Origin of the sequence: Pseudomonas marincola (assembly GCF_900682675.2) — a bacterium.
GTDB classification, from domain to species: domain Bacteria; phylum Pseudomonadota; class Gammaproteobacteria; order Pseudomonadales; family Pseudomonadaceae; genus Aquipseudomonas; species Aquipseudomonas marincola.
Genome location: NZ_LR215729.2, coordinates 4,194,287 through 4,214,225, shown reverse-complemented (window position 1 = coordinate 4,214,225; position 19,939 = coordinate 4,194,287). Strand labels below are relative to the sequence as shown.

16 protein-coding genes are annotated in these 19,939 nt (G+C 58.6%); 3 read left to right on the top strand and 13 right to left on the bottom strand.

Annotated elements, in window-relative coordinates:
* Positions 1-76: 76 nt before the first annotated feature.
* From PMYSY11_RS19315 to PMYSY11_RS22165, 13 genes are all read right to left on the bottom strand, one after another.
* Positions 77-673 carry a MarC family protein gene (locus PMYSY11_RS19315; protein WP_069898254.1) on the bottom strand — a complete coding sequence of 199 codons (597 nt, stop codon included), beginning with the start codon at positions 671-673 and terminating at the stop codon, positions 77-79.
* Positions 674-783: 110 nt separating this feature from the next.
* Positions 784-3,537: a hybrid sensor histidine kinase/response regulator gene (locus tag PMYSY11_RS19310; RefSeq protein ID WP_069898253.1), complete on the bottom strand. Its 2,754-nt coding sequence runs from the start codon at positions 3,535-3,537 to the stop codon at positions 784-786.
* A 110-nt stretch (positions 3,538-3,647) separates the two neighbouring features.
* Positions 3,648-4,937, bottom strand: coding sequence for a phosphoribosylamine--glycine ligase (gene purD, locus PMYSY11_RS19305; protein WP_069898252.1), 1,290 nt, complete (start codon positions 4,935-4,937; stop codon positions 3,648-3,650).
* A 215-nt stretch (positions 4,938-5,152) separates the two neighbouring features.
* A complete protein-coding gene (gene purH, locus PMYSY11_RS19300) occupies positions 5,153-6,760 on the bottom strand; it encodes a bifunctional phosphoribosylaminoimidazolecarboxamide formyltransferase/IMP cyclohydrolase (RefSeq protein ID WP_069898251.1) in 1,608 nt (535 codons plus the stop codon).
* 71 nt (positions 6,761-6,831) lie between these two features.
* The gene (gene fis, locus PMYSY11_RS19295) at positions 6,832-7,152 is read right to left on the bottom strand and encodes a DNA-binding transcriptional regulator Fis (RefSeq protein ID WP_069898250.1); all 321 of its coding nucleotides are present in this window, start codon (positions 7,150-7,152) and stop codon (positions 6,832-6,834) included.
* Complete coding sequence (gene dusB / locus PMYSY11_RS19290; RefSeq protein WP_069898249.1) at positions 7,149-8,147, bottom strand: tRNA dihydrouridine synthase DusB; 999 nt, start codon at positions 8,145-8,147, stop codon at positions 7,149-7,151. Before dusB ends, fis begins: the two co-directional genes overlap by 4 nt.
* A gap of 179 nt (positions 8,148-8,326) precedes the next feature.
* On the bottom strand, positions 8,327-9,601 hold the full coding sequence (locus PMYSY11_RS19285; protein WP_150547766.1) for a DUF3426 domain-containing protein: 1,275 nt from the start codon (positions 9,599-9,601) through the stop codon (positions 8,327-8,329).
* A gap of 67 nt (positions 9,602-9,668) precedes the next feature.
* Entirely contained in the window at positions 9,669-10,547 is an 879-nt protein-coding gene (gene prmA / locus PMYSY11_RS19280; RefSeq protein ID WP_150547765.1) for a 50S ribosomal protein L11 methyltransferase, read from the bottom strand.
* A 152-nt stretch (positions 10,548-10,699) separates the two neighbouring features.
* Entirely contained in the window at positions 10,700-12,049 is a 1,350-nt protein-coding gene (gene accC / locus PMYSY11_RS19275) for an acetyl-CoA carboxylase biotin carboxylase subunit (protein WP_069898246.1), read from the bottom strand.
* 17 nt (positions 12,050-12,066) lie between these two features.
* On the bottom strand, positions 12,067-12,531 hold the full coding sequence (gene accB, locus PMYSY11_RS19270; RefSeq protein ID WP_069898245.1) for an acetyl-CoA carboxylase biotin carboxyl carrier protein: 465 nt from the start codon (positions 12,529-12,531) through the stop codon (positions 12,067-12,069).
* 21 nt (positions 12,532-12,552) lie between these two features.
* Complete coding sequence (gene aroQ / locus PMYSY11_RS19265) at positions 12,553-13,002, bottom strand: type II 3-dehydroquinate dehydratase (RefSeq protein WP_069898244.1); 450 nt, start codon at positions 13,000-13,002, stop codon at positions 12,553-12,555.
* A gap of 125 nt (positions 13,003-13,127) precedes the next feature.
* Positions 13,128-14,909, bottom strand: coding sequence for a protein-disulfide reductase DsbD (locus tag PMYSY11_RS19260; RefSeq protein ID WP_150547764.1), 1,782 nt, complete (start codon positions 14,907-14,909; stop codon positions 13,128-13,130).
* Positions 14,910-15,132: 223 nt separating this feature from the next.
* Positions 15,133-16,242, bottom strand: a complete 1,110-nt coding sequence (locus PMYSY11_RS22165; RefSeq protein ID WP_420830084.1) for a methyl-accepting chemotaxis protein — start codon at positions 16,240-16,242, stop codon at positions 15,133-15,135.
* A gap of 1,236 nt (positions 16,243-17,478) precedes the next feature.
* On the opposite strand from PMYSY11_RS22165, the gene PMYSY11_RS19250 reads away from it, so the two are divergent.
* The 3 genes from PMYSY11_RS19250 (at position 17,479) to PMYSY11_RS19240 (ending at position 19,840) form a co-directional block, all read left to right on the top strand.
* Positions 17,479-18,552 (top strand): DUF2333 family protein, encoded by a 1,074-nt coding sequence (locus tag PMYSY11_RS19250; protein ID WP_069898555.1) that lies wholly within the window; start codon positions 17,479-17,481, stop codon positions 18,550-18,552.
* 3 nt (positions 18,553-18,555) lie between these two features.
* Positions 18,556-19,095, top strand: coding sequence for an NUDIX hydrolase (locus PMYSY11_RS19245; RefSeq protein WP_150547762.1), 540 nt, complete (start codon positions 18,556-18,558; stop codon positions 19,093-19,095).
* Between the two features lie 373 nt (positions 19,096-19,468).
* Complete coding sequence (locus PMYSY11_RS19240; RefSeq protein ID WP_150547761.1) at positions 19,469-19,840, top strand: translation initiation factor Sui1; 372 nt, start codon at positions 19,469-19,471, stop codon at positions 19,838-19,840.
* The last annotated feature ends 99 nt before the right edge of the window (positions 19,841-19,939 follow it).

Below are 19,939 nucleotides of genomic sequence, written 5' to 3'. Positions count from 1 at the left end.
TTAGCGAAACGCCCTGTGCGCTGTGCTGGTGCAGTGAGTTTGCTCTATCTGCACTTTGCGGGTGCGATGCCCTGTATCAGGGCACCAGGTAGTTTTTGATGCCCGTAAAGATGATTTGCGCTGCCAGAGCGCAGACGAACAGGCCCATCAGACGGCTGACAATTTGCAGCCCTTGCTCACCCAGCAAACGCTCGAACTGATTGGATAAATACAGCACCAAGCCAACGGTGAGGCAGGCGAGGGCGATGGCAAATACGGTGACCAGTTTGTCACTCCACAGCGGCTGGCCTGCACCCATCAGCAGCATTGCACCAATGGTGCCCGGGCCGACGGTGAGCGGAATCGTCAGCGGCACAATGGCCACATCCTGCTGCACGTTGTCTGGCTGCATGGCCGTTTTGCCCTGAGCCATGCCCAGCGCAGAGATGAACAAGACGCTGCCGGCACCGATGCGGAAGGCGTCGATGGTGATGCCGAACACGCTGAAAATGTATTTGCCGAACAGGTACAGCAATACGCTGGCAATGAATGCGCCGGTGGCAACTTTCCAGGCCAGCCGCTTGCGCTCTTTAAGCGTGTACCCCCGGCTCATGCCGATAAAACAGGACAGCACAAAGAATGGGCCGTAGAGCACCAACAGTTTCAAATACACACTGAACAACTCAGATGCCATGTCGCGACTCGTTTACGTCAAAAGGTTTGATAGCAAGGCTAGCACCGCCAGCGCCAATGCTCACTGGCAGTCACAGATGATTGCGGGTTGAGCGTTAGCCGGCTTGCGGGTTAGTGATTCTCAGTGGTCTGGCGATGGTTAACCCAGTAGCCGACCAGCTCGCGCAGCTGCGATAACTCGACCGGTTTGGCCATGTGACCATCCATTCCCGAGTGAAGTGCCCGCTCTTTGTGCTCGGTGAGAATATGCGCGGTCAGGGCCACCACCGGCGTGTGTGGATGATTACCGGCACGCTCCCATTCGCGCAGTTGTCGGGTTGCACTGAAACCGTCGAGCACCGGCATTTCGCAATCCATCAGCACCAGATCGTAGTGCTGTGCTTGCATGGCCTCAAGTGCTTCCAAACCATTGCTGGCGGTGTCGGGCTGGACGTTGAGCTTGCCCAACATGCCGCGGATGACTTTGGTGGAGATGCTGTTGTCTTCGGCGACCAGCACGCGAAAATCACTTGGCACCTCTTGCGGGCCAGGCGCTGTCGCTGCCGGTATCGCGCGGGCGACACCGCTCTGGCGTTGGGCGAGCTCATCCGCCAGCGTGGCTTTGAGGGTGTAACCGGCAACCGGCTTGGCGAGAATTCGCTTGATACCGGCATTGCGCGCAATCACCTTGCTCGGCGCGTTGCTGATACCCGTGAGCATGATCAACAGAATATCGTTGCTCAGGCTCGGGTCTTCCTTGATCCGCGTGGCCAGTTGCAGGCCGGTCATGCCTGGCATTTCCTGATCGAGCAGGACCACGTCGAAATATTCGCGCAGGTGCGATTTGGTGCGCAACAGCGCCAGCGCTTCTTTGGCCGACGGCACCGCACTGACATACATGCCCCAGGCGCTGCATTGCTGCAGGAGCACTTTGCGGCAGGTGTTATTGTCATCCACCACCAGCAGGCGCACGCCCTGCAGCGTGTTGTCGAGGTCCGTGGCGGGCTGCTCGATGCGGTCCGGGTCGAGGGGCAGGGTCAGCCACAGGGTCGAGCCTTGCCCGCTGCTGCTCTGAATACCAAACTCGCCGTCCATCAGGCGTACCAATTGGCGCGCAATAATCAGCCCGAGGCGTCCGCCAAGGCGGCTGGCTGTGAGGAAGTCGCGGCTGTGCAATTCGGCGTGCAGCAGTGCTTCACGCTCTTCTTCCTCAAGCGGCCGGCCACTGTCCTGTACAGCAATGCGCAAGCGCGGTTTGAGCAAGTTGTTATCCAGCGCTACCACGAGCAGGATTTCACCTTCCTCGGTCTGCTTGAAAGCGTTGTCGAGCAGGCTCGATACGGTCTGGCGTAAACGTGTCGGGTCACCGCTGACAATGCGTGGCACTTGCGGCTGGATGAAGCTGATCAGCTCAATCTGCTGCTGCTCGGCGCGTGCGCGGAAAATCGTCAGGCAGTCTTCGACCAGCGCGTTGATATCGAACTGCACGTCATCAAGTTCAATCTGGCCGGACTCGAGCTTGGAGATGTCGAGAATTTCGTTAATCAGGGTCAGCAGCTCGTTGCCTGAGCTGTGAATGGTCTGCACGTAATCGCGTTGTTTGGTCGAAAGTGGCGTGCCCAGCAGCAGCTCGGTCATGCCCAATACGCCGTTCATGGGCGTGCGGATTTCGTGGCTGATCTTGGCTAAAAAGTCGCCTTTGGCCTTGAGTTCGGCGGAGCTTGCTGCCAGTGCCCGGCTGATGCTGAATTGTTCCTGGGTTATCCGTCGCTCGCGGGCGCTCAGGGCAATGCTGAGAATGAACGCGCAGATCACGCAGGCAATCAGCAAGATGTACGCCATCCAGTCCGGGCGAACCGCCCACACGCCATACAGCACCGGCAGGGCGAAAATCAGACACAGGCAAAACAGCATCAGCGCGATGCTGAAGGGACGAGCCGGGGTATAGCCCTGATGCCAGAAGAACAGGCCAACCGCCAGAATGCTCAGCGAAGCGGCGCCGGTGAGCAGATAGGTCAGCTGGTTGTAGGGCATCTGCGCGACAAAAAACAGCGCGCCGCAGAGCAGCAGCAAAACCAGCATCTCCCAGCGCAACAGTTTGCTTACCTTGGTCGCGGAATGGGCAGGGCGAAAGAAGCTGATGGTGAAGCCGAGCATGCAGGCAATCGCCGCAATGATCGCGGCACTGGCGATATCCGCTTGCATCCCCTGAAACGGTCCGAGAATGGGCGTGGTAATCCCCAGCAAGCTGGTGCTCATGATGATCAGACAGAGCTGACAACCGGCCAGCCAGAGGCAACTGACGCTGCGCGAATAGGCATAGCGGATGATGTTGTATAGCCCCAGCATCAGCATGCAGCCTATTAGCAGGCCTATCAGCAATGGTTGCGAGAACTCGGTGGCGGCTTGCTCCGAACTCTTGAGACGGATGACCGGGCGCAGGGCATCTTCGGACTCGAGGCGCAGGTAGATATCCACTGCACTGTCCGAATGCGGTACGGGCAGCAGAAAGTCGATGCTCTGCAGCGGTCGTGTAGACAACGGCAGTTTGTTGCCCGTGCGCACATGCGACAGTAGCTCAGGGCCGCTGAAGACGTAAAAGTCGAGGTACGATAAGTAAGGCGAGAAAATCTTCAGCAGGCGCGTGTCAGACTTGGCCGGCAGCTGGTAATGCAGCCAGGAAACGTCAGCACCGCCCTTGATATAGAGCCTGTTGAGGTCGACCGGGTGAAACTGCGCGCTATATTGCGGGGTACGGATTTCGTCGAGTGTCAGTGCCGCGCTGGGATCTTCGAGCATCGACCAGCCCACCGCCGAGGCAGCCTGCGGCAAAGCCGACAGGAAAAGGCTGATGAGTAGTCCGATGGCAATCCAGGGCCGACACACTATGGAATCCCTTCATACGGTCAATTGTACAATTATAGCTAAGCAAATTCGGCTCGGGACTGACTAAAACGGACAATGTCTATTCAGCTCAGCCCCGGCGCAAATCCAGCTTAGTTGTCGCCTTGCTCGCGGGCAATTGCACGGTAACCGATATCGCTGCGGTAGAAGCAGCCGTTCCAGTCAACCTTGCGGGCCAGCGCATAAGCGTTTTGCTGAGCATCCAGAACGGTGTCGCCCATCGCGGTTGCGCACAGTACGCGACCACCGGATGTCACAACCTTGCCGTCTTTGAGCGTGGTGCCGGCGTGGAAAACCTTGCCTGGCGCCTGGCTCGCGGCATCAAGGCCGTTGATTTCATCACCCTTGGCGTAATCCGCCGGATAACCGCCGGCTGCCATGACAACGCCCAGGCTCGGGCGCGGGTCCCATTGTGCTTCGACAATGTTCAGCGCTTGCGCTTGAGCCGCTTCGAGCAGCAACAGCAGGCTTGATTGCAGGCGGACCATGATCGGTTGAGTTTCCGGATCACCAAAACGGCAATTGAACTCGATGACTTTCGGTGCGCCGGATTTGTCGATCATCAGGCCGGCATACAGGAAACCGGTGTAGACATTGCCTTCTTCAGCCATGCCGTTAACGGTCGGCCAGATGACCTCGTCCATCACGCGCTGGTGCACGGCGTCGGTCACAACCGGAGCAGGCGAGTAAGCGCCCATGCCGCCCGTATTCGGGCCAGTGTCCTTGTCGCCAACACGCTTGTGGTCCTGGCTGGTGGCCATCGGCAATACGTTTTTGCCGTCGACCATGACGATGAAGCTGGCTTCTTCGCCATCGAGGAATTCCTCGATAACCACGCGCGAACCGGCGTCACCGAAAGCGTTGCCCGCGAGCATGTCGCGCACGGCATCTTCAGCTTCAGCCAGAGTCATGGCGACGATAACGCCTTTGCCTGCCGCCAGGCCGTCGGCCTTGATGACGATTGGCGCGCCTTTTTCGCGCAGGTAGGCCAGTGCCGGCTCAACCTCGGTGAAGTTCTGGTAGTCCGCCGTCGGGATCTTGTGACGGGCCAGGAAATCCTTGGTGAAGGCTTTCGAACCTTCAAGCTGAGCAGCGCCCGCGGTCGGGCCGAAGCAGTGCAGGCCGCGCTTGTTGAACAGGTCAACCACGCCCGCCACCAGCGGCGCTTCCGGGCCAACGATGGTCATCTGCACGTTCTTCTCGGCGAAGTCGGCCAGTTGCTCCAGCGCCAATACATCAATCGCCACGTTCTCGCACTTGGCTTCGGTCGCGGTACCGGCGTTGCCCGGCGCGACGAAAACTTTTTCTACGCGCGCGTCTTGCGCCACTTTCCAAGCCAGCGCGTGTTCACGACCGCCGCTGCCGATAATCAATACGTTCATGTCAGTCTCCTCAAGGAGGCGGGCCTTTGGCCCGAATGGCGGATAAACAAAGCGTTATCCGCACAATATTTTTTCAATACCAAACACATCAAGGTTGCGATCAAGCGAGTGGCTGCAAGGCGCGGGCTGTTTCGAGAAGCGCAGTTGCCGAGTGGCAATGAGCATTATCGAAACTGTCCGCAACGCCGCAGACGCTCACTTCAGCGCGACCGGCCTCAGTGCCGGAAATGGCGCATGCCGGTAAAGACCATGGCAATGCCGGCTTCGTCAGCTGCAGCAATCACTTCGTTGTCGCGCATCGAGCCGCCTGGCTGGATGACCGCAGTAATCCCTGCCTTGGCTGCGTTGTCGATGCCATCGCGGAACGGGAAGAACGCGTCGCTGGCCATCACGGCGCCCGGCACTGGCAAGCCAGCGTGCTCGGCTTTGATACCGGCAATGCGGGCGGAGTTGACGCGGCTCATCTGGCCTGCGCCAACACCTACGGTCTGACGGTTCTTGGCGTAGACAATGGCGTTGGACTTAACGAACTTGGCGACTTTCCAGGCGAAGATCAGGTCGTGAATTTCTTGCTCGCTCGGCGCACGCTGGGTGACGATTTTCAGGTCGTCGGCGGTGATCATGCCGATGTCGCGGCTCTGTACCAGCAGGCCGCCGTTAACGCGCTTGAAGTCCCAGCCGGCAGCACGCTCGGCTGGCCATTCGCCGCACTCGAGCAGACGCACGTTGGCTTTTGCAGCCACTACTTCACGGGCTGCAGCGCTGATGCGCGGGGCGATGATGACTTCTACAAACTGGCGATCAACGATGGCTTGGGCCGTTTCGCCGTCCAGTTCACGGTTGAAGGCGATGATGCCGCCAAAGGCCGATTCGGTGTCGGTGGCGTAGGCCAGATCGTAGGCCTTGCGGATGCCGCCTTCGTCTTCCGGTACCACGGCAACGCCGCATGGGTTGGCGTGCTTGACGATGACGCAGGCCGGTTTGACGAAGCTTTTCACACACTCAAGTGCAGCGTCGGTGTCGGCCACGTTGTTGTAAGACAGTTCTTTGCCCTGCAACTGCACGGCGCTGGCGATGCTGGCTTCGCCCTTCTTGGCTTCAACGTAGAACGCCGCTTTCTGGTGCGGGTTCTCGCCGTAGCGCATTTCCTGCGTCTTGATGAACTGGCTGTTGAAGGTGCGCGGGAAGTCGCCGCGGGCTTCGGTGCTGAGGGTTTCAGCGGCCTGGTCAATGGTGCCCAGATAGTTGGCGATCATGCCGTCGTAGGCAGCGGTGTGCTCGAATGCCTTAAGGGCCAGGTCGAAGCGCTGGGCGTAGCTCAGGCCGCCGGCTTTGAGGTTTTCGACGACGCTGGCGTAGTCGCTGGTGTTGACCACAATCGCCACGTCTTTGTGGTTCTTGGCGGCACTGCGAACCATGGTCGGGCCGCCGATATCGATGTTCTCGATGGCGTCTGCAAGGTCGCAGTTCGGCTTGGCGACGGTGGCTTCAAACGGATACAGGTTGACCGCAACCAGATCGATCGGCTTGATGCCGTGCTCGTCCATGACCGCGCCGTCGATGGCGCGACGGCCCAGAATGCCACCGTGAATCTTCGGGTGCAGGGTCTTGACGCGGCCGTCCATCATTTCCGGGAAGCCGGTGTAATCAGCAACTTCAACTGCTGCGATGCCGTTGTCCTTGAGCAGCTTGTAGGTGCCGCCCGTGGAGAGGATTTCCACGTTGAGGGCAACAAGCTCGCGGGCAAATTCAAGAATGCCGGTCTTGTCGGAAACGCTGATCAAGGCGCGGCGTACTGGAAGGCGGGTGGTCTGGTCGGTCATTTCAGAGTCCATCAGAGCAGGGAAAAAACAAAAAGGCGACTGTTTAGGTCGCCCTTTTTGAGAAGAGGGGGTTACAACAAATCGTACTGCTTGAGCTTCTTGCGCAGCGTGCCACGGTTCAGGCCAAGCAGCTCGGAGGCTTTGGTCTGGTTACCTTTGACGTAGTTCATCACGGTCTCCAGCAACGGGGCTTCCACCTCGGTGAGTACCAGGTTGTAGACATCGGTGACATCGGCGCCCTCAAGGTGGGCGAAATAATTGTGCAGGGCTTTTTCGACACTGCCGCGCAGGGTTTGCCCTTCTTCGCTCGGCGTGTTGAGGTGCTGCTTCAAACTGGTGCTGTCACTCACGGGTGTAATTCCACTTCCTAAAGTCTCGGTCAACATCGTCATGCAGCCACCCCATCTCCATCGTTATAACGTTCGCGGAAAAATTCGCGAATGCTGGCGCACTGTGCGTCCGTACAATCCAGACGATTAAACTGGGCACGAAACTCCTTGGCCCGTGGCAAGGTTGCCATGTACCACCCGACATGCTTACGGGCAATACGCGCACCCATCACTTCACCGTAAAAGGCATGAAGTGCTGCCAGGTGCTCCAGCAAAATACTTTCAACTTCCATCAAGCTTGGCGCGGCGAGCTTTTCACCGGTGCGCAAGTAGTGCTCGATTTCACGGAAGATCCAAGGGCGACCTTGTGCCGCCCGGCCTATCAGTAATCCATCAACGCCTGTGGCTGCGAATACCTCGGCGGCCTTCTCTGGCGAAGTAATATCGCCATTGGCCAGCACCGGAATCGACACTGCTTGTTTGATCGCAGCGATCGTTTCGTACTCGGCATCGCCGGTGTACAAGTCCGCACGTGTGCGCCCATGTACGGCGAGTGCAACAATTCCGGATTGCTCCGCAATCTTTGCCACTGTTACGCCATTCTTGTTCTGTCTGTCCCAGCCAGTGCGAATCTTCAGGGTGACCGGTACATCGACCGCGTCCACTACCGCCTGCAATATCTCACTGACCAGTGCTTCATCTTTCAGTAACGCCGAGCCTGCGGCCTTGTTACAGACCTTCTTGGCCGGGCAGCCCATATTAATATCGATGATCTGGGCGCCCAATTCGACGTTGCGCTTAGCCGCTTCAGCCATCATCTGCGCATCGCCTCCGGCTATCTGCACGGAGCGCGGTTCGGGATCACCTTGGTGAATCAAGCGTAGGCTTGATTTGCGGGTATTCCACAACCGCACATCGCTCGTGACCATTTCGGATACCACCATACCGGCACCCATGCGCTGGCAGAGTTGGCGAAATGGCCTGTCGGTGACTCCGGCCATAGGCGCGAGGATCAGCCGGTTAGGCAATGTGTATGGGCCGATGCGTAGCGTCGACATAGGGCTTCCCTGCTCAAGAGACAAGCTGTTGAGACCAATAGGAGACTGCGAAAAAGGGTGGGAATCATACCCGCTCTGGATGACCGGATAAAGGCTGTTTTGAACAAAATCTGAACAGTGGTGTTCTTATTCCCGTGGGTTTGGTTGTGCCCGACGATTCTCTGTCGGGCACCAGGCAACTACTCCGGCGAGTGAAAACTCAGGCTGTAGTTGACGGCCTTGGTCCCGGGATCAAGGATGTCCAGGGCAATATGGATGGGGATTTGCGAAGGCATTTCAGTTTGCCCGGCAAGCTCTCCGGCCAGGTATTCACTGGGCTTGAAACGACGGCTGGCGAGTAATTTGCCGTTGATGTCGGCAAAGCGCATCTCCAGCAGGGGGAAGGGCTGGCTGAACGGCGCACGGTTGTAAATGATCGCATCGACCACCAACGCGCCGCTGAAATCCGGGTGGCTGCGCACCACCAGATTGCTGCTTTTGATTTGGCTGATATCAACCTTGCTCGGCAGAGTGCAGCCGACGATCGGGCATGCCTGTTCGAACCAGGGACGATAACGGTCCTGTCTGGCCAGTTCCTCAAAGTGATAAGCCACATACTGGCCCGCCAGCGCGAGTGCGGCTATCAGTGCCAGCAACGTCCAGAGCACGCGCATGCCGCCGCCCTTTTTGACGGGCTCATAGTCGAGGCTGAGTGGCTCGTCATCCAACTCGACCAGGCGCTTGTCATCCAGTTGCGGGTTTAGCTTGCCGCCTTTATGGGTGGCGCTGAAACCTTGCAGCAGCTGGCCGTCATCGTTGTCGTCGTGGCGACTGGCATTGATCCCGAAGTCTTCTTCTGGCTCTTCTTCGGGTTCCGCCTTGGTGTCGTATAACGCCTCGTCGGCGGTGAGTCTGGGCTCTTTACGCTCGATCAGGGTCAGTGGCTGAATCGGGCCTTGTGGGCGGCGCAGCTCTTTGTCGTCATCGCTCGCACGCGCCTGTTGCGCGGCACGCTCGCTTGCAGCCTGTTCGGCCTTGAGTAATTCCTCTGCCCAGCTTTCATCGGCTTTTTCGTATTCGCTGGGTTCTATCTCGGGGAGTAGCACCTGTGCGGCCGGTTGCTTGCTGGCGGCACTTTCCTCGCTTTGTTGTTGCTCCAGACGCGCCAGTTCCTGGTCCAGGTCCAGGTGATCGAGATCCAGGTCGAGGTCGTCATGAATCCACAGGGTGTCATCGTTTGGACGCGTTACTGGCGAGCTCGGCTCAGCCGCAGGTTCGGGCTCAGGCTTCAGCACAGGCGTCGGTTGCACCGGCTCGGGAGTGTAGAGGCCTTGTTCCTGAAGCTGCTGGGCGGCGTTGAATACCTGCAGGCAAGAGCCGCAACGCACGGCGCCGCGCGCAGCACGAAGCTGAGGCGCGGTAACCTTGAAGCGGGTACTGCAGTGCGGGCACTGGGTGACGAAACTTTCGGTCATGCGACTGTCCGGTGAATCGAAGCAATTAGTCTAACGCAAGAAACCTGCGTCCTGCAGGTCTCCATAATTAGCGGCGAACGCCGCTGATGCGCACCCAGCCGTCGAGCGTCGCGGTTGGGTCCAGGTCAAAATTATCAGCGTAAGCGGCGCGAACATCTTCAGCCTGTTCGGCGAGAATACCGGACAGCGCCAGACGGCCGCCGGGCTTGACCAGGCTGGTGATTTGCGGCGCCAGTGCAACCAGCGGGCCGGCCAGAATGTTGGCGACTACAACGTCTGCCTGTACTTGTGGCAGATCTGCCGGCAAGTAGACCGGGAAGCGTTGCGGGTCGATGCCGTTGCGACCGGCGTTGTCGCGTGACGCTTCGAGCGCTTGCGGGTCGATGTCGGTGCCCACGGCGTTAGGGGCGCCAAGCAGGAGAGCGGCGATCGCCAGAATGCCCGAGCCGCAACCGAAGTCGAGTACCGAGCAGTTTTCCAATGGCTGGCCATCGAGCCATTGCAAGCACAGATCGGTCGTCGGGTGGGTGCCGGTGCCAAATGCCAGACCCGGATCGAGTAACAGGTTGACGGCGTCCGGCTCGGGAGCGGCGTGCCAGCTCGGCACAATCCACAGACGCTTGCCGAAGCGCATCGGCTGGAAGTTCTCCATCCAGCTGCGTTCCCAATCCTGATCTTCAATGCGCTCGATATGGTGCTCGGGCAATTCGGCGCCGGTGAGCAATTGCAGGTGAGGCATCAGCGCAGTTGCGTCGGTATCGGCTTCGAACAAGGCGAGCAGATGAGTGTGCGACCACAGCGGCGTGGTGTTCAGCTCCGGCTCGAAGATTGGCTGGTCTTCGGCATCCATGAACGTCACCGAAACCGCGCCGATCTCAAGCAAGGCATCCTCATAGGTCTCGGCCTGTTCCGGAGTAATGGCGAGACGGACTTGTAACCAGGGCATGGGATACCTCGAAAGCGAAGGGCGGTTAGGCGTGAATAGCCGGCAAGCTTACTTGAGCGGCGTTGCGGCTGCCAGCGTTGGCCAGTTTGGCCGATGCCAGAAACAACAAGGGCCACCAAAATGGTAGCCCTTGTTGACGTGCAGGCACTGTATTAGTGCTTATCCATACCCAGTTTCTTTTCCAGATAATGGATATTGATACCACCTTTGCAGAAGCCCTTGTCACGGACCAGCATGCGGTGCAGCGGAACGTTGGTCTTGATGCCGTCAACCACGATCTCGTCCAGCGCGTTGCGCATGCGCGCCAGTGCTTCGTCGCGGGTTTCGCCGTAGGTGATCAGCTTGCCGATCAACGAATCATAGTGCGGTGGCACGGTGTAGCCGCTGTACAGGTGCGAGTCGACGCGAACGCCGAAACCGCCTGGTGCGTGGAAAGTTTTCACTTTGCCCGGGCATGGCATGAAGTTGTCTGGATCTTCAGCGTTGATCCGGCATTCGAGGGCGTGCCCGCGGATAACCACATCTTCCTGTTTGATCGACAGCTTGTTGCCAGCGGCGATGCTGAGCATTTCCTTGACGATATCGACGCCGGTCACCATTTCAGTTACCGGGTGCTCTACCTGTACGCGGGTGTTCATCTCGATGAAATAGAAGCTGTCATTTTCATAGAGGAACTCGAACGTACCGGCACCGCGGTAGCCGATCTCGATGCAGGCATCGACGCAGCGCTTGAGAACTTCAGCGCGGGCCTTTTCGTTGAGGTACGGCGCTGGCGCTTCTTCCAGAACTTTCTGGTGGCGGCGTTGCAGCGAGCAATCACGGTCACCGAGGTGAATCGCGTTGCCCTGGCCGTCCGACAGCACCTGAACTTCAACGTGGCGCGGGTTGCCGAGGAATTTTTCGAGGTAAACCATCGAGTTGCCGAACACTGAACCCGCTTCGCTGCGAGTCAGGCGGGCCGACTTGATCAGGTCTTCTTCGTCATAAACCACGCGCATGCCGCGACCACCGCCGCCGCCAGCGGCTTTGATGATCACCGGATAGCCCACTTCGCGGGCAATCGCCAATGCGGTTTCTTCGTCTTCCGGCAATGGGCCGTCGGAGCCTGGAACCACTGGCACGCCAGCTTTGATCATGGCTTCCTTGGCAGAAACCTTGTCGCCCATCAGGCGGATGGTTTCGGCGCGCGGGCCGATGAAGGCGAAGCCTGAGTTTTCCACTTGTTCAGCAAAGTCGGCGTTTTCCGCAAGGAAACCGTAACCCGGGTGAATGGCGGTGGCGCCGGTTACTTCAGCTGCGCTGATGATCGCCGGAATGTTCAGGTATGACTGGGTACCGGCGGCAGGGCCGATACATACGGATTCGTCCGCCAGGCCCAGGTGCATCAATTCGCGGTCTGCCGTGGAGTGCACGGCGACGGTCTTGATGCCCAGTTCCTTGCAGGCACGCAACACGCGAAGAGCGATTTCGCCGCGGTTGGCGATCAGAACTTTTTCCAACATCGCTGGCTCCCCGTTGATCAAACGATGGTGAACAGGGGCTGGTCGTATTCAACCGGCTGGCCGTTCTCTCCAAGAATGGATTCAATCACACCGCTGGTTTCAGCTTCGATGTGGTTCATCATTTTCATCGCTTCAACGATGCACAGAATGTCGCCTTTCTTCACGGTCTGGCCAACTTCAACGAAGTTGCCGGAAGTCGGCGAAGAAGCGCGGTAGAAGGTACCGACCATCGGCGAGCGAACAACGGTGCCGTTCAGCTTCGGTGCAGCAGGCGCTGCGTCGGCTGCAGGTGCGGCAGCAGGAGCAGCAGCGGCAGGTGCTGGAGCCGGTGCAGGCGCTTGAGCGTACATCGGCTGAGCATAAGCAGGTTGTTTGCTGCTGCGGCTGATGCGAACCGATTCTTCGCCTTCACGAATTTCCAGCTCGTCGATGCCAGACTCTTCCAGCAGCTCGATCAGTTTTTTGACTTTACGGATATCCATAGCTTTCAACTCCCAGTTGGGTCAGGGTCGTTCAAGTTCAAGTTGTTCAAGTGCCGCCTCCAGGGCCAGTCGGTAACCACTGGCGCCAAGGCCGCAGATCACACCTACCGCAACATCGGAAAAGTAGGAGTGATGGCGAAAAGGTTCACGTTTGTGCACGTTAGATAAATGCACTTCGATGAATGGGATGCTCACCGCCAGCAATGCGTCACGTATAGCGACGCTTGTATGTGTAAAAGCGGCGGGATTTATCAGGATAAAGTCGACACCTTCGCCCTTTGCGGCGTGAATACGCTCGATCAGCTCGTATTCTGCATTGCTTTGCAGATACATCAGATGATGGCCGGCATCACGCGCGCGGCGCTCCAGATCGAGGTTGATCTGCTCAAGCGTGGTAGCGCCATAGACGCCAGGCTCGCGTGTGCCCAGCAAATTCAGGTTAGGTCCGTTGAGGACCAGAAGGGTGGCCATGAAAAATGTGGTCCTTGTTTTTATTGCGACGGTGCGACTATGCCGGAGTCAACGCGTGACTGTCCAGTTCTCTGCAATAGCCGACACGATGACGGCTATTTGCGGCAATTATATGACTATAAGCACTAAAATCGTTCCCGCGCCTGAGTCAGACGGGCGGCAAAGGTTTCAGCATCGATCTCGCCAACTACGCGCAAATCTCTGATTTCAGCGCCCTGTTTGTCGAAGAGCAGGATGGCCGGAGGGCCGAACAGTTTGTAGCTGTCGAGCAGTGCGCGCTGCGCCGGATTGCTGTCGGTCATGTCGAAGCGCACCAGTTGGTAATCTTTCAGCTGAGCACCCACCGTTGGATCGGTAAGCACTTCGCGCTCGATTACTTTGCAACTGATGCACCAGTCGGCATACCAGTCGAGCATCAACGGCTGGCCGTTCTGCTTGGCGTTGGCCAGCGCTGCGGTCAATTCGGCGCCAGTGGTAATGGTCTGCCAGCCGCTGTGTTGGCTCGCGGCCGTCGCCGCGACGCCTTGTGCCTGCATTCTGCCTAATGGGCGCATGGGGTCGGTCTGGCCTTGAAAAGCGCCGGTCCAGGCGGCGAATGCGTAAACCAGCAATGCCAAGCCGAGCAGTTGGGCAAGCTTCTGGCGGCTGGTCTTGGGGCCAAACTCAAGCGCGCCGAGAAACAGGGCGCAACCAGCGGCGAGTAAGCCCCACAGGGCCAGGGTCAGTGATTCCGGAAGAATACGGTCAAGCAGCCACAGCGATACGGCCAGCAGCATGACGCCGAACAGGTTGCGCACAGCATTCATCCAGGCGCCGGTCTTGGGCAGCAAAGCGCCGCCACCTGCACCGATAAGCACAAGTGGTGCGCCCATGCCCAAACCGAGGGCGAACAACTGCAGGCCGCCGCCCAGCGCATCGCCAGTGCTGCTTATATACAGCAGCAGGCCGGTAAGCGGAGCGGTGACGCAGGGTGAGACTATAAGGCTGGAAAGCACGCCCAGCGTCGCCGCGCCGGCAATCGAGCCACCTTGGGTCTGTGCAGCTTTGCGGTCGAGTCGCTCACTGATAAAACGCGGCAGGCGCAGTTCAAACAAGCCGAACATGGCCAACGCAAACAGGCTGAAGAACAGCGCAAACGGGATCAATACCCAGGGCGATTGCAGCATGGCTTGCAAGTTGAGGCTGGCGCCGAACAGGCCCATCAGCGCGCCGAGTGCGGCGTAGCAAGCAGCCATCGGTAATACGTAGGCGAGCGACAATACCAGGCCGCGACGATTGCTCGGGCGACCGCGCAGCACTACGCCGGACAGAATCGGCAGCATTGGCAGCACGCACGGGGTGAAGGTCAGCCCCAGGCCTGCGAGGAAGAACAGCGCCAGATCGCTCCAGCTCCAGTTGGCTTCGCTGCTGCCGTTGCTTGCAGAAGCTGCACCGGCTGGCTTGCCCTGGCCGATATTCAGTTGCTCGGTTTCCGGCGGGTAGCAAAGGCCTTTGTCAGCGCAGCCTTGGTAGGTGACGTTGAGCGTAAATGGGCGGTTTTGCGGGTTATTTACCGGGATTTCGACATCGAGAGTGCCGTGGTAAACCTCGACCTCGCCAAAATACTCATCGGTTTTCTGCTCGCCTGCCGGCAGTTTGGCCTCGCCCAGGCCGATATCCGCGGGTTCACTGCTGAACTTGAAGCGGTGTTTGTAGAGGTAGTAGCCATCGGTGGCGACGAATTGCAGCTTGATCGAGTCGGCGCTGCTGCTGATCAGATTGAGCTGAAAGGCTTGGTGAACCGGCAGAAATTCGGCACTGTTATTCAGCGCGCCGCCAAGAAGGTTACCGCTGGGGCGATTATCCAGCAGGCCGGCATTGACCGGCAGAATGACGAGTAGCAAAAGCAAGCTGAGTATACGGCGCATTGGGGTCTCGAGATGCAGGAGTCCCCGCATGATAGCGGAGCATCTATGGCTGGAGCACAGTTAAGGCTGTAAGCGGTTTTTTCACAGCGATGAATGGACCGCCAGCAAACGCCAAAATACAGCCTTGGACGCGCTTGGCAAAGTGTCCACGCCCGCCCTGTATAAGCCCGGTCGAGCGCTTATGACCGCACGGCCTGGCCTTAGTTGCATCGCAAGGCCCGTGCTAGAGCCGGAACGCCTTCACTGCGGTGCTCAATTCGCCGCCGAGTTGCAGCAATTGCTCGCCTTGTTGGCGACCTTCGCCAATGCGTGACAGATTGTTGCCGCCCAGCTGATGGATGCGCTCGCTGTGGTCGCGAATCTCGCTAACCGCGTCACTCTGATGCGCGGTTGCCTCGGCAATGCGTCCGGCAATCGCGGCAATGGTGCTGATCGCGCTGACCATCTGCTGCAACGCGCCATCGGCGGCGGCCGCCTGATCAGCCGTGGTTTGCGCGTGCTCGACCTGCCGGCGCATGGCCGTTACCGAATCCTGCGCGGCTTGCTGCAAACGGCTGATCAGCGCCTGAATTTCTGTCGTGGCGCCACTGGTGCGCTGCGACAATGAGCGCACTTCTTCGGCGACAACCGCAAAACCGCGCCCGGACTCGCCGGCGCGTGCAGCTTCGATCGCGGCGTTCAAGGCCAGCAGGTTGGTTTGTTCGGCGATGCTGTGGATAACCGTCAGCACGTTGCCGATGGCTGCGGTTTCCGTGCCCAGTTGTTCAATCGCCTGAGCGTTTTCTTGTACTTCACTGACCAACGCATGCAGGCCGTTCAGGCTCTGGCCGATAACCTGTTGCCCCTGTTCCAGTGCCTGATCGGCGCCACGGCTGGCGTCTGCCGCCTGGCTGGCCTCGCTGGCCACCTGCTGGATGCTCGACTCAAGCTCGCCGAGTGAGTCGCGGATCTGCGCAGTGTCACCAGCCTGACGCTCCACCCCTGAATGCAGGTTGCCGCTGAGATTGGCCAGCGTCTGGCTGGCGCCCGACACTTGGTCCGCGTGCTGGCGAATGGTGTCGACCAGATTCACCAGATAACTGCGCAAATGATTGAGCGAGCTTTCGATGTCTTTGAGTTCGCGGGTGCGGGTCGCCAACTTCACCGGTTTGGCAAAGTCGCCGCTGGCCCAGACTGAAAGGGCTGGCACCAATTGATTGAGTACGCGGGTCAGGCGGCGCTGCAGGGTGTCGCTAATCAGGGCAATCAATACGATCAGGGCGATTACCGCGCCCTGAACCAAGCGGATTTCGGCCTGCAGCTTGCCGTGCTCGGCGCGCACGATCGGTTCCATCTCAGCCAGTGCCTGCTGCACGTTGGCAATCTGTTCAGCTGTGGCCTGGCTTAGCTGATTGCGCTGCTCGATCAGGCCCAGCGTGCGCTGTAACTCAGCGGGGTAGCGGCCAATCAAGCTGGCCAGCGTGCGCTTGAGGGCGACGCCCTGATCTTCTGCGGTTGTGCTGCTTTGCTCGGTATCCAGACCCAGCAACGCCGAAAAGTCATCTTCGGCGCTTTGGGCTGATGATTCGACACCGAGCAGTTGCAGGCCCTGCAGTTGTTCGACCTGTTGATTGATTGCGCTCACTTCGCGGCTGACATCGTCGGCCAGCGCCGCTTTGCCGCTACTCACCAGCTTGTTGCGGGCGTGGGTCAGGCGCGCCAGATGCTCGGCAATTGCAAACAGGGGCGGGCGATAGGCATTGGCCTGGCTGCTCTGCGATTGATCGGCGTACTGCCAAAGTTGCTGCACCGTACTGTTCAACTCGCGCTCAGATTGCGCCAACAACCCTTGCGGATCGCCGGCCAGTTTGCCGGCTGCGAGCAATTTTCCAGCGGTAAAGCCGCGCAGTTGCTTAAGCCTTGGGCGCAAGTCTGCGGTGAGGCCAGCAGGCAGTTCCGCCAGCTCTGCATCAAGCTGATCAATTGCCTGCAATGCGCTGTTGTTGCGCAAGGCGTCGCCGCTGTCGAGGTAGGTGTTGATGTTGCGTACCACGTCTTGTTGCAGTTGCTGCGACAAGCTCATGTAGCTTTCCATCAATTGGTAGGGGCGTTCGAGCGCCCGCTGTGACCACCATAGCGTGGCGACCAGGATCAGGCAGGCGCTGATTAACAGCAGGGTGTTGAGATTGGTAAGCGATTTCTGGCGCATGAGATTCAACCGACTGCAGAACGGTTATGGCAGTTTGATACTGCCGCTAAGCACCTGAAGTTATTACTTTTTTATGACAGTAGAGTGACTGCGGGCGCGCTCAGCAAGGTCGGGGCTACGCTGGGTATTCTGGCTGCCTGGCTTCGCTGTCCTGCGCAATCCAGGTTGCGTCGCTAGAATGAAAGCGACGCCGGCCTATTCACGCGACATAAGGGCTAATTGCGCCGCAGTTTTTTGCCTGCACGCCCATTCTTAAGGGCTTTAGTTTGCCCCGCAGGCTGCGCTTTGCTGCGCCTATCCCTTATAGTGGATAAATATTACGCAACCCTTGCACGGGGTTGTGGTCGAACAACCCAGATGCTGTGGAAGAAGGACATTGCCATGCTTGATTGGAAAAATCGCGCTTCTGGCGTGCGTGACAACGCCGACGAGTCCGTCGGCAGTACGCGTAATCGTAAAATCGCCGGAGGCTGGTTCACCCGTGTTATCGGTGGGCTGCTCGCACTCTATTTATTGGTAACCGTTATTGTCGGTTGGTACTGGAGCCAGGAGCCGGAAACGTTCCCGGTGCAGCAGCGCGCTCAGGCAGCGGCTGAAAGCGCCCAGCGTAAAGTCGTCAATGGTTACACCACGGTGGAAACCCTTAAACAGGTTGCTGGCACGCTGCTCAGCAAGCCGGGCGGCTACCTTTCCAACGACTTGGCACCGCCGGGCCTGTGGCTCGATAACATGCCGAGTTGGGAATACGGTGTGTTGATTCAGGTGCGCGATCTGTCGCGTGCGCTGCGTAAGGATTTCGCCCGTTCCCAGTCGCAGTCGACCGAAGATGTCGACTTGACCAAGGCCGAACCGCGTTTCAACTTCGACAACAAGAGCTGGGCTTTGCCCGCTTCCGAGTCTGAGTATCAGGAAGGCATCAAGGCGCTGGATCGCTACCTTGCACGTCTGTCTGGTCAGAAGCAGCCTGCTGCGCAGTTCTATGCGCGCGCCGACAACCTGAACAACTGGCTGGGTGATGCAGCAACGCGTCTGGGTTCGTTGTCACAGCGTTTGTCTGCAAGCATCGGGCGGGTTCAGATCAATACCAATATGGTCAAGGATCCGGCGCTGGTTGCCTCCGGCATCAAGCCGACTGTTGAGGGCACTTACGAGACGCCGTGGATGCAGATCGACAACGTGTTCTATGAAGCACGCGGTCAGGCGTGGGCGCTTTCGCACATTCTGCGGGCGATTGAAGTCGACTTCGCCGATGTGCTGGAGAAGAAGAACGCCACGGTTAGCGTGCGCCAGATCATTCGTGAGCTGGAAGCGGCGCAAGAGCCAATGTGGAGCCCGATGATTCTCAACGGCAGCGGTTATGGTCTGCTGGCTAACCACTCGCTGGTCATGGCCAACTACATTTCGCGCGCCAGTGCCGGGATCATCGATCTGCGCCAACTGCTGTCGTCGGGCTGATAGATGCCAGTATCGAACCTTGAGGCTGCGCACCGTGCAGCCTCTGATGCCGAGCTGATTGCATGGGTGGATGAGCAGGATCAGCTACTCGGCAGTTTGCCCCGCGCGCAATTGCGCGAGCGCCAGCTGATCGGTCGCGGCACCTTTATTCTGCTGTTCAACTCGGCCGGCCAGCTTTGCGTGCACCGGCGCACCTTGAGCAAGGCGCTGTATCCCGGCTTCTGGGATGTGGCGGCCGGCGGTATGGTGCAGGCGCACGAAAGTTACGCCGAGTCGGCTGCGCGTGAGCTTGAAGAGGAACTGGGCATTTCAGGTGTCGAGTTGCGCGAACATCAGCGCTTCTACTTTGATCAGCGCGACAACCGCCTGTGGTGTGCTGTGTTTTCCGCCGTGTCCGATGCGCCGTTGGTTCTGCAGCCGGAAGAGGTTCTGGAAGCCTGTTTCATGAGCCCCGAACAGGCTCTGCGGGAAGCAACCATGCGCGACTATTGCCCAGACTCATTGCAAGCGCTGCGCAATTATCTGGCATCCCAATCACTGTGACCTTTGCTCTGCTGCGCGCGACTCATAAGCGCAGCACCTGTGCAAATTACGCTTTTGTGCAGGATCTGCGCACACGCTGTCCATGATGTTGCACGATGGGCGCAAACAGTCGCGAATTTGCTGATTAATGGCGCATATTTGTGCTTAGCAGTCGGTTTATTTGTCGTTACACTGCGCGCCCTTGTACAGATCGTCGAAAAGCTTTTGGCTTTTCAACGGCCTGTCAGCCCAGATCATTTGGTTTGGGTGCGCTGCCCCTGCCTGAGTGGGGCTTCGCGGCTGATACCTATCAGCCAGTCGCTTTCAAACGTGACGTTGCGTTCAGTTGATCGAACCAGCAATACGTTTCTGACCTGCCCCAAGAGGAAAACCGGTGGTCAAGAAAGCTTCGTCATTCGCCGCCCTGAGCGGCCTGGTGTATTCCACCGATACAGGCCGGCATTGTCCGGACTGTAGTCAGCCGGTGGACGCCTGCATCTGCAAGAAAACGCAAATTCCAGAAGGCGACGGCATTGCCCGTGTGCGCCGTGAAACCAAGGGTCGTGGCGGTAAAACCGTTACCACGATCAGCGGTGTGCCTTTGGCTGAAGAGCCATTGAAAGACCTCGCCAGCGCGTTGAAGAAACGCTGTGGCTGCGGTGGCTCGTTAAAGGATGGCGTGATCGAGATTCAGGGCGACCACGTCCAGCTGCTGCTTGATGAATTGCTCAAGCGCGGCTTCAAAGCCAAGAAATCCGGCGGCTGAGTCCGGTACTCGCCGTTAATGCCTCTAAACTTTCCCGGTAGTTCGGGTATCAACTACCGGGTAATCGTCATTTCCTGACTTTAATCTGTATAGGCGCTG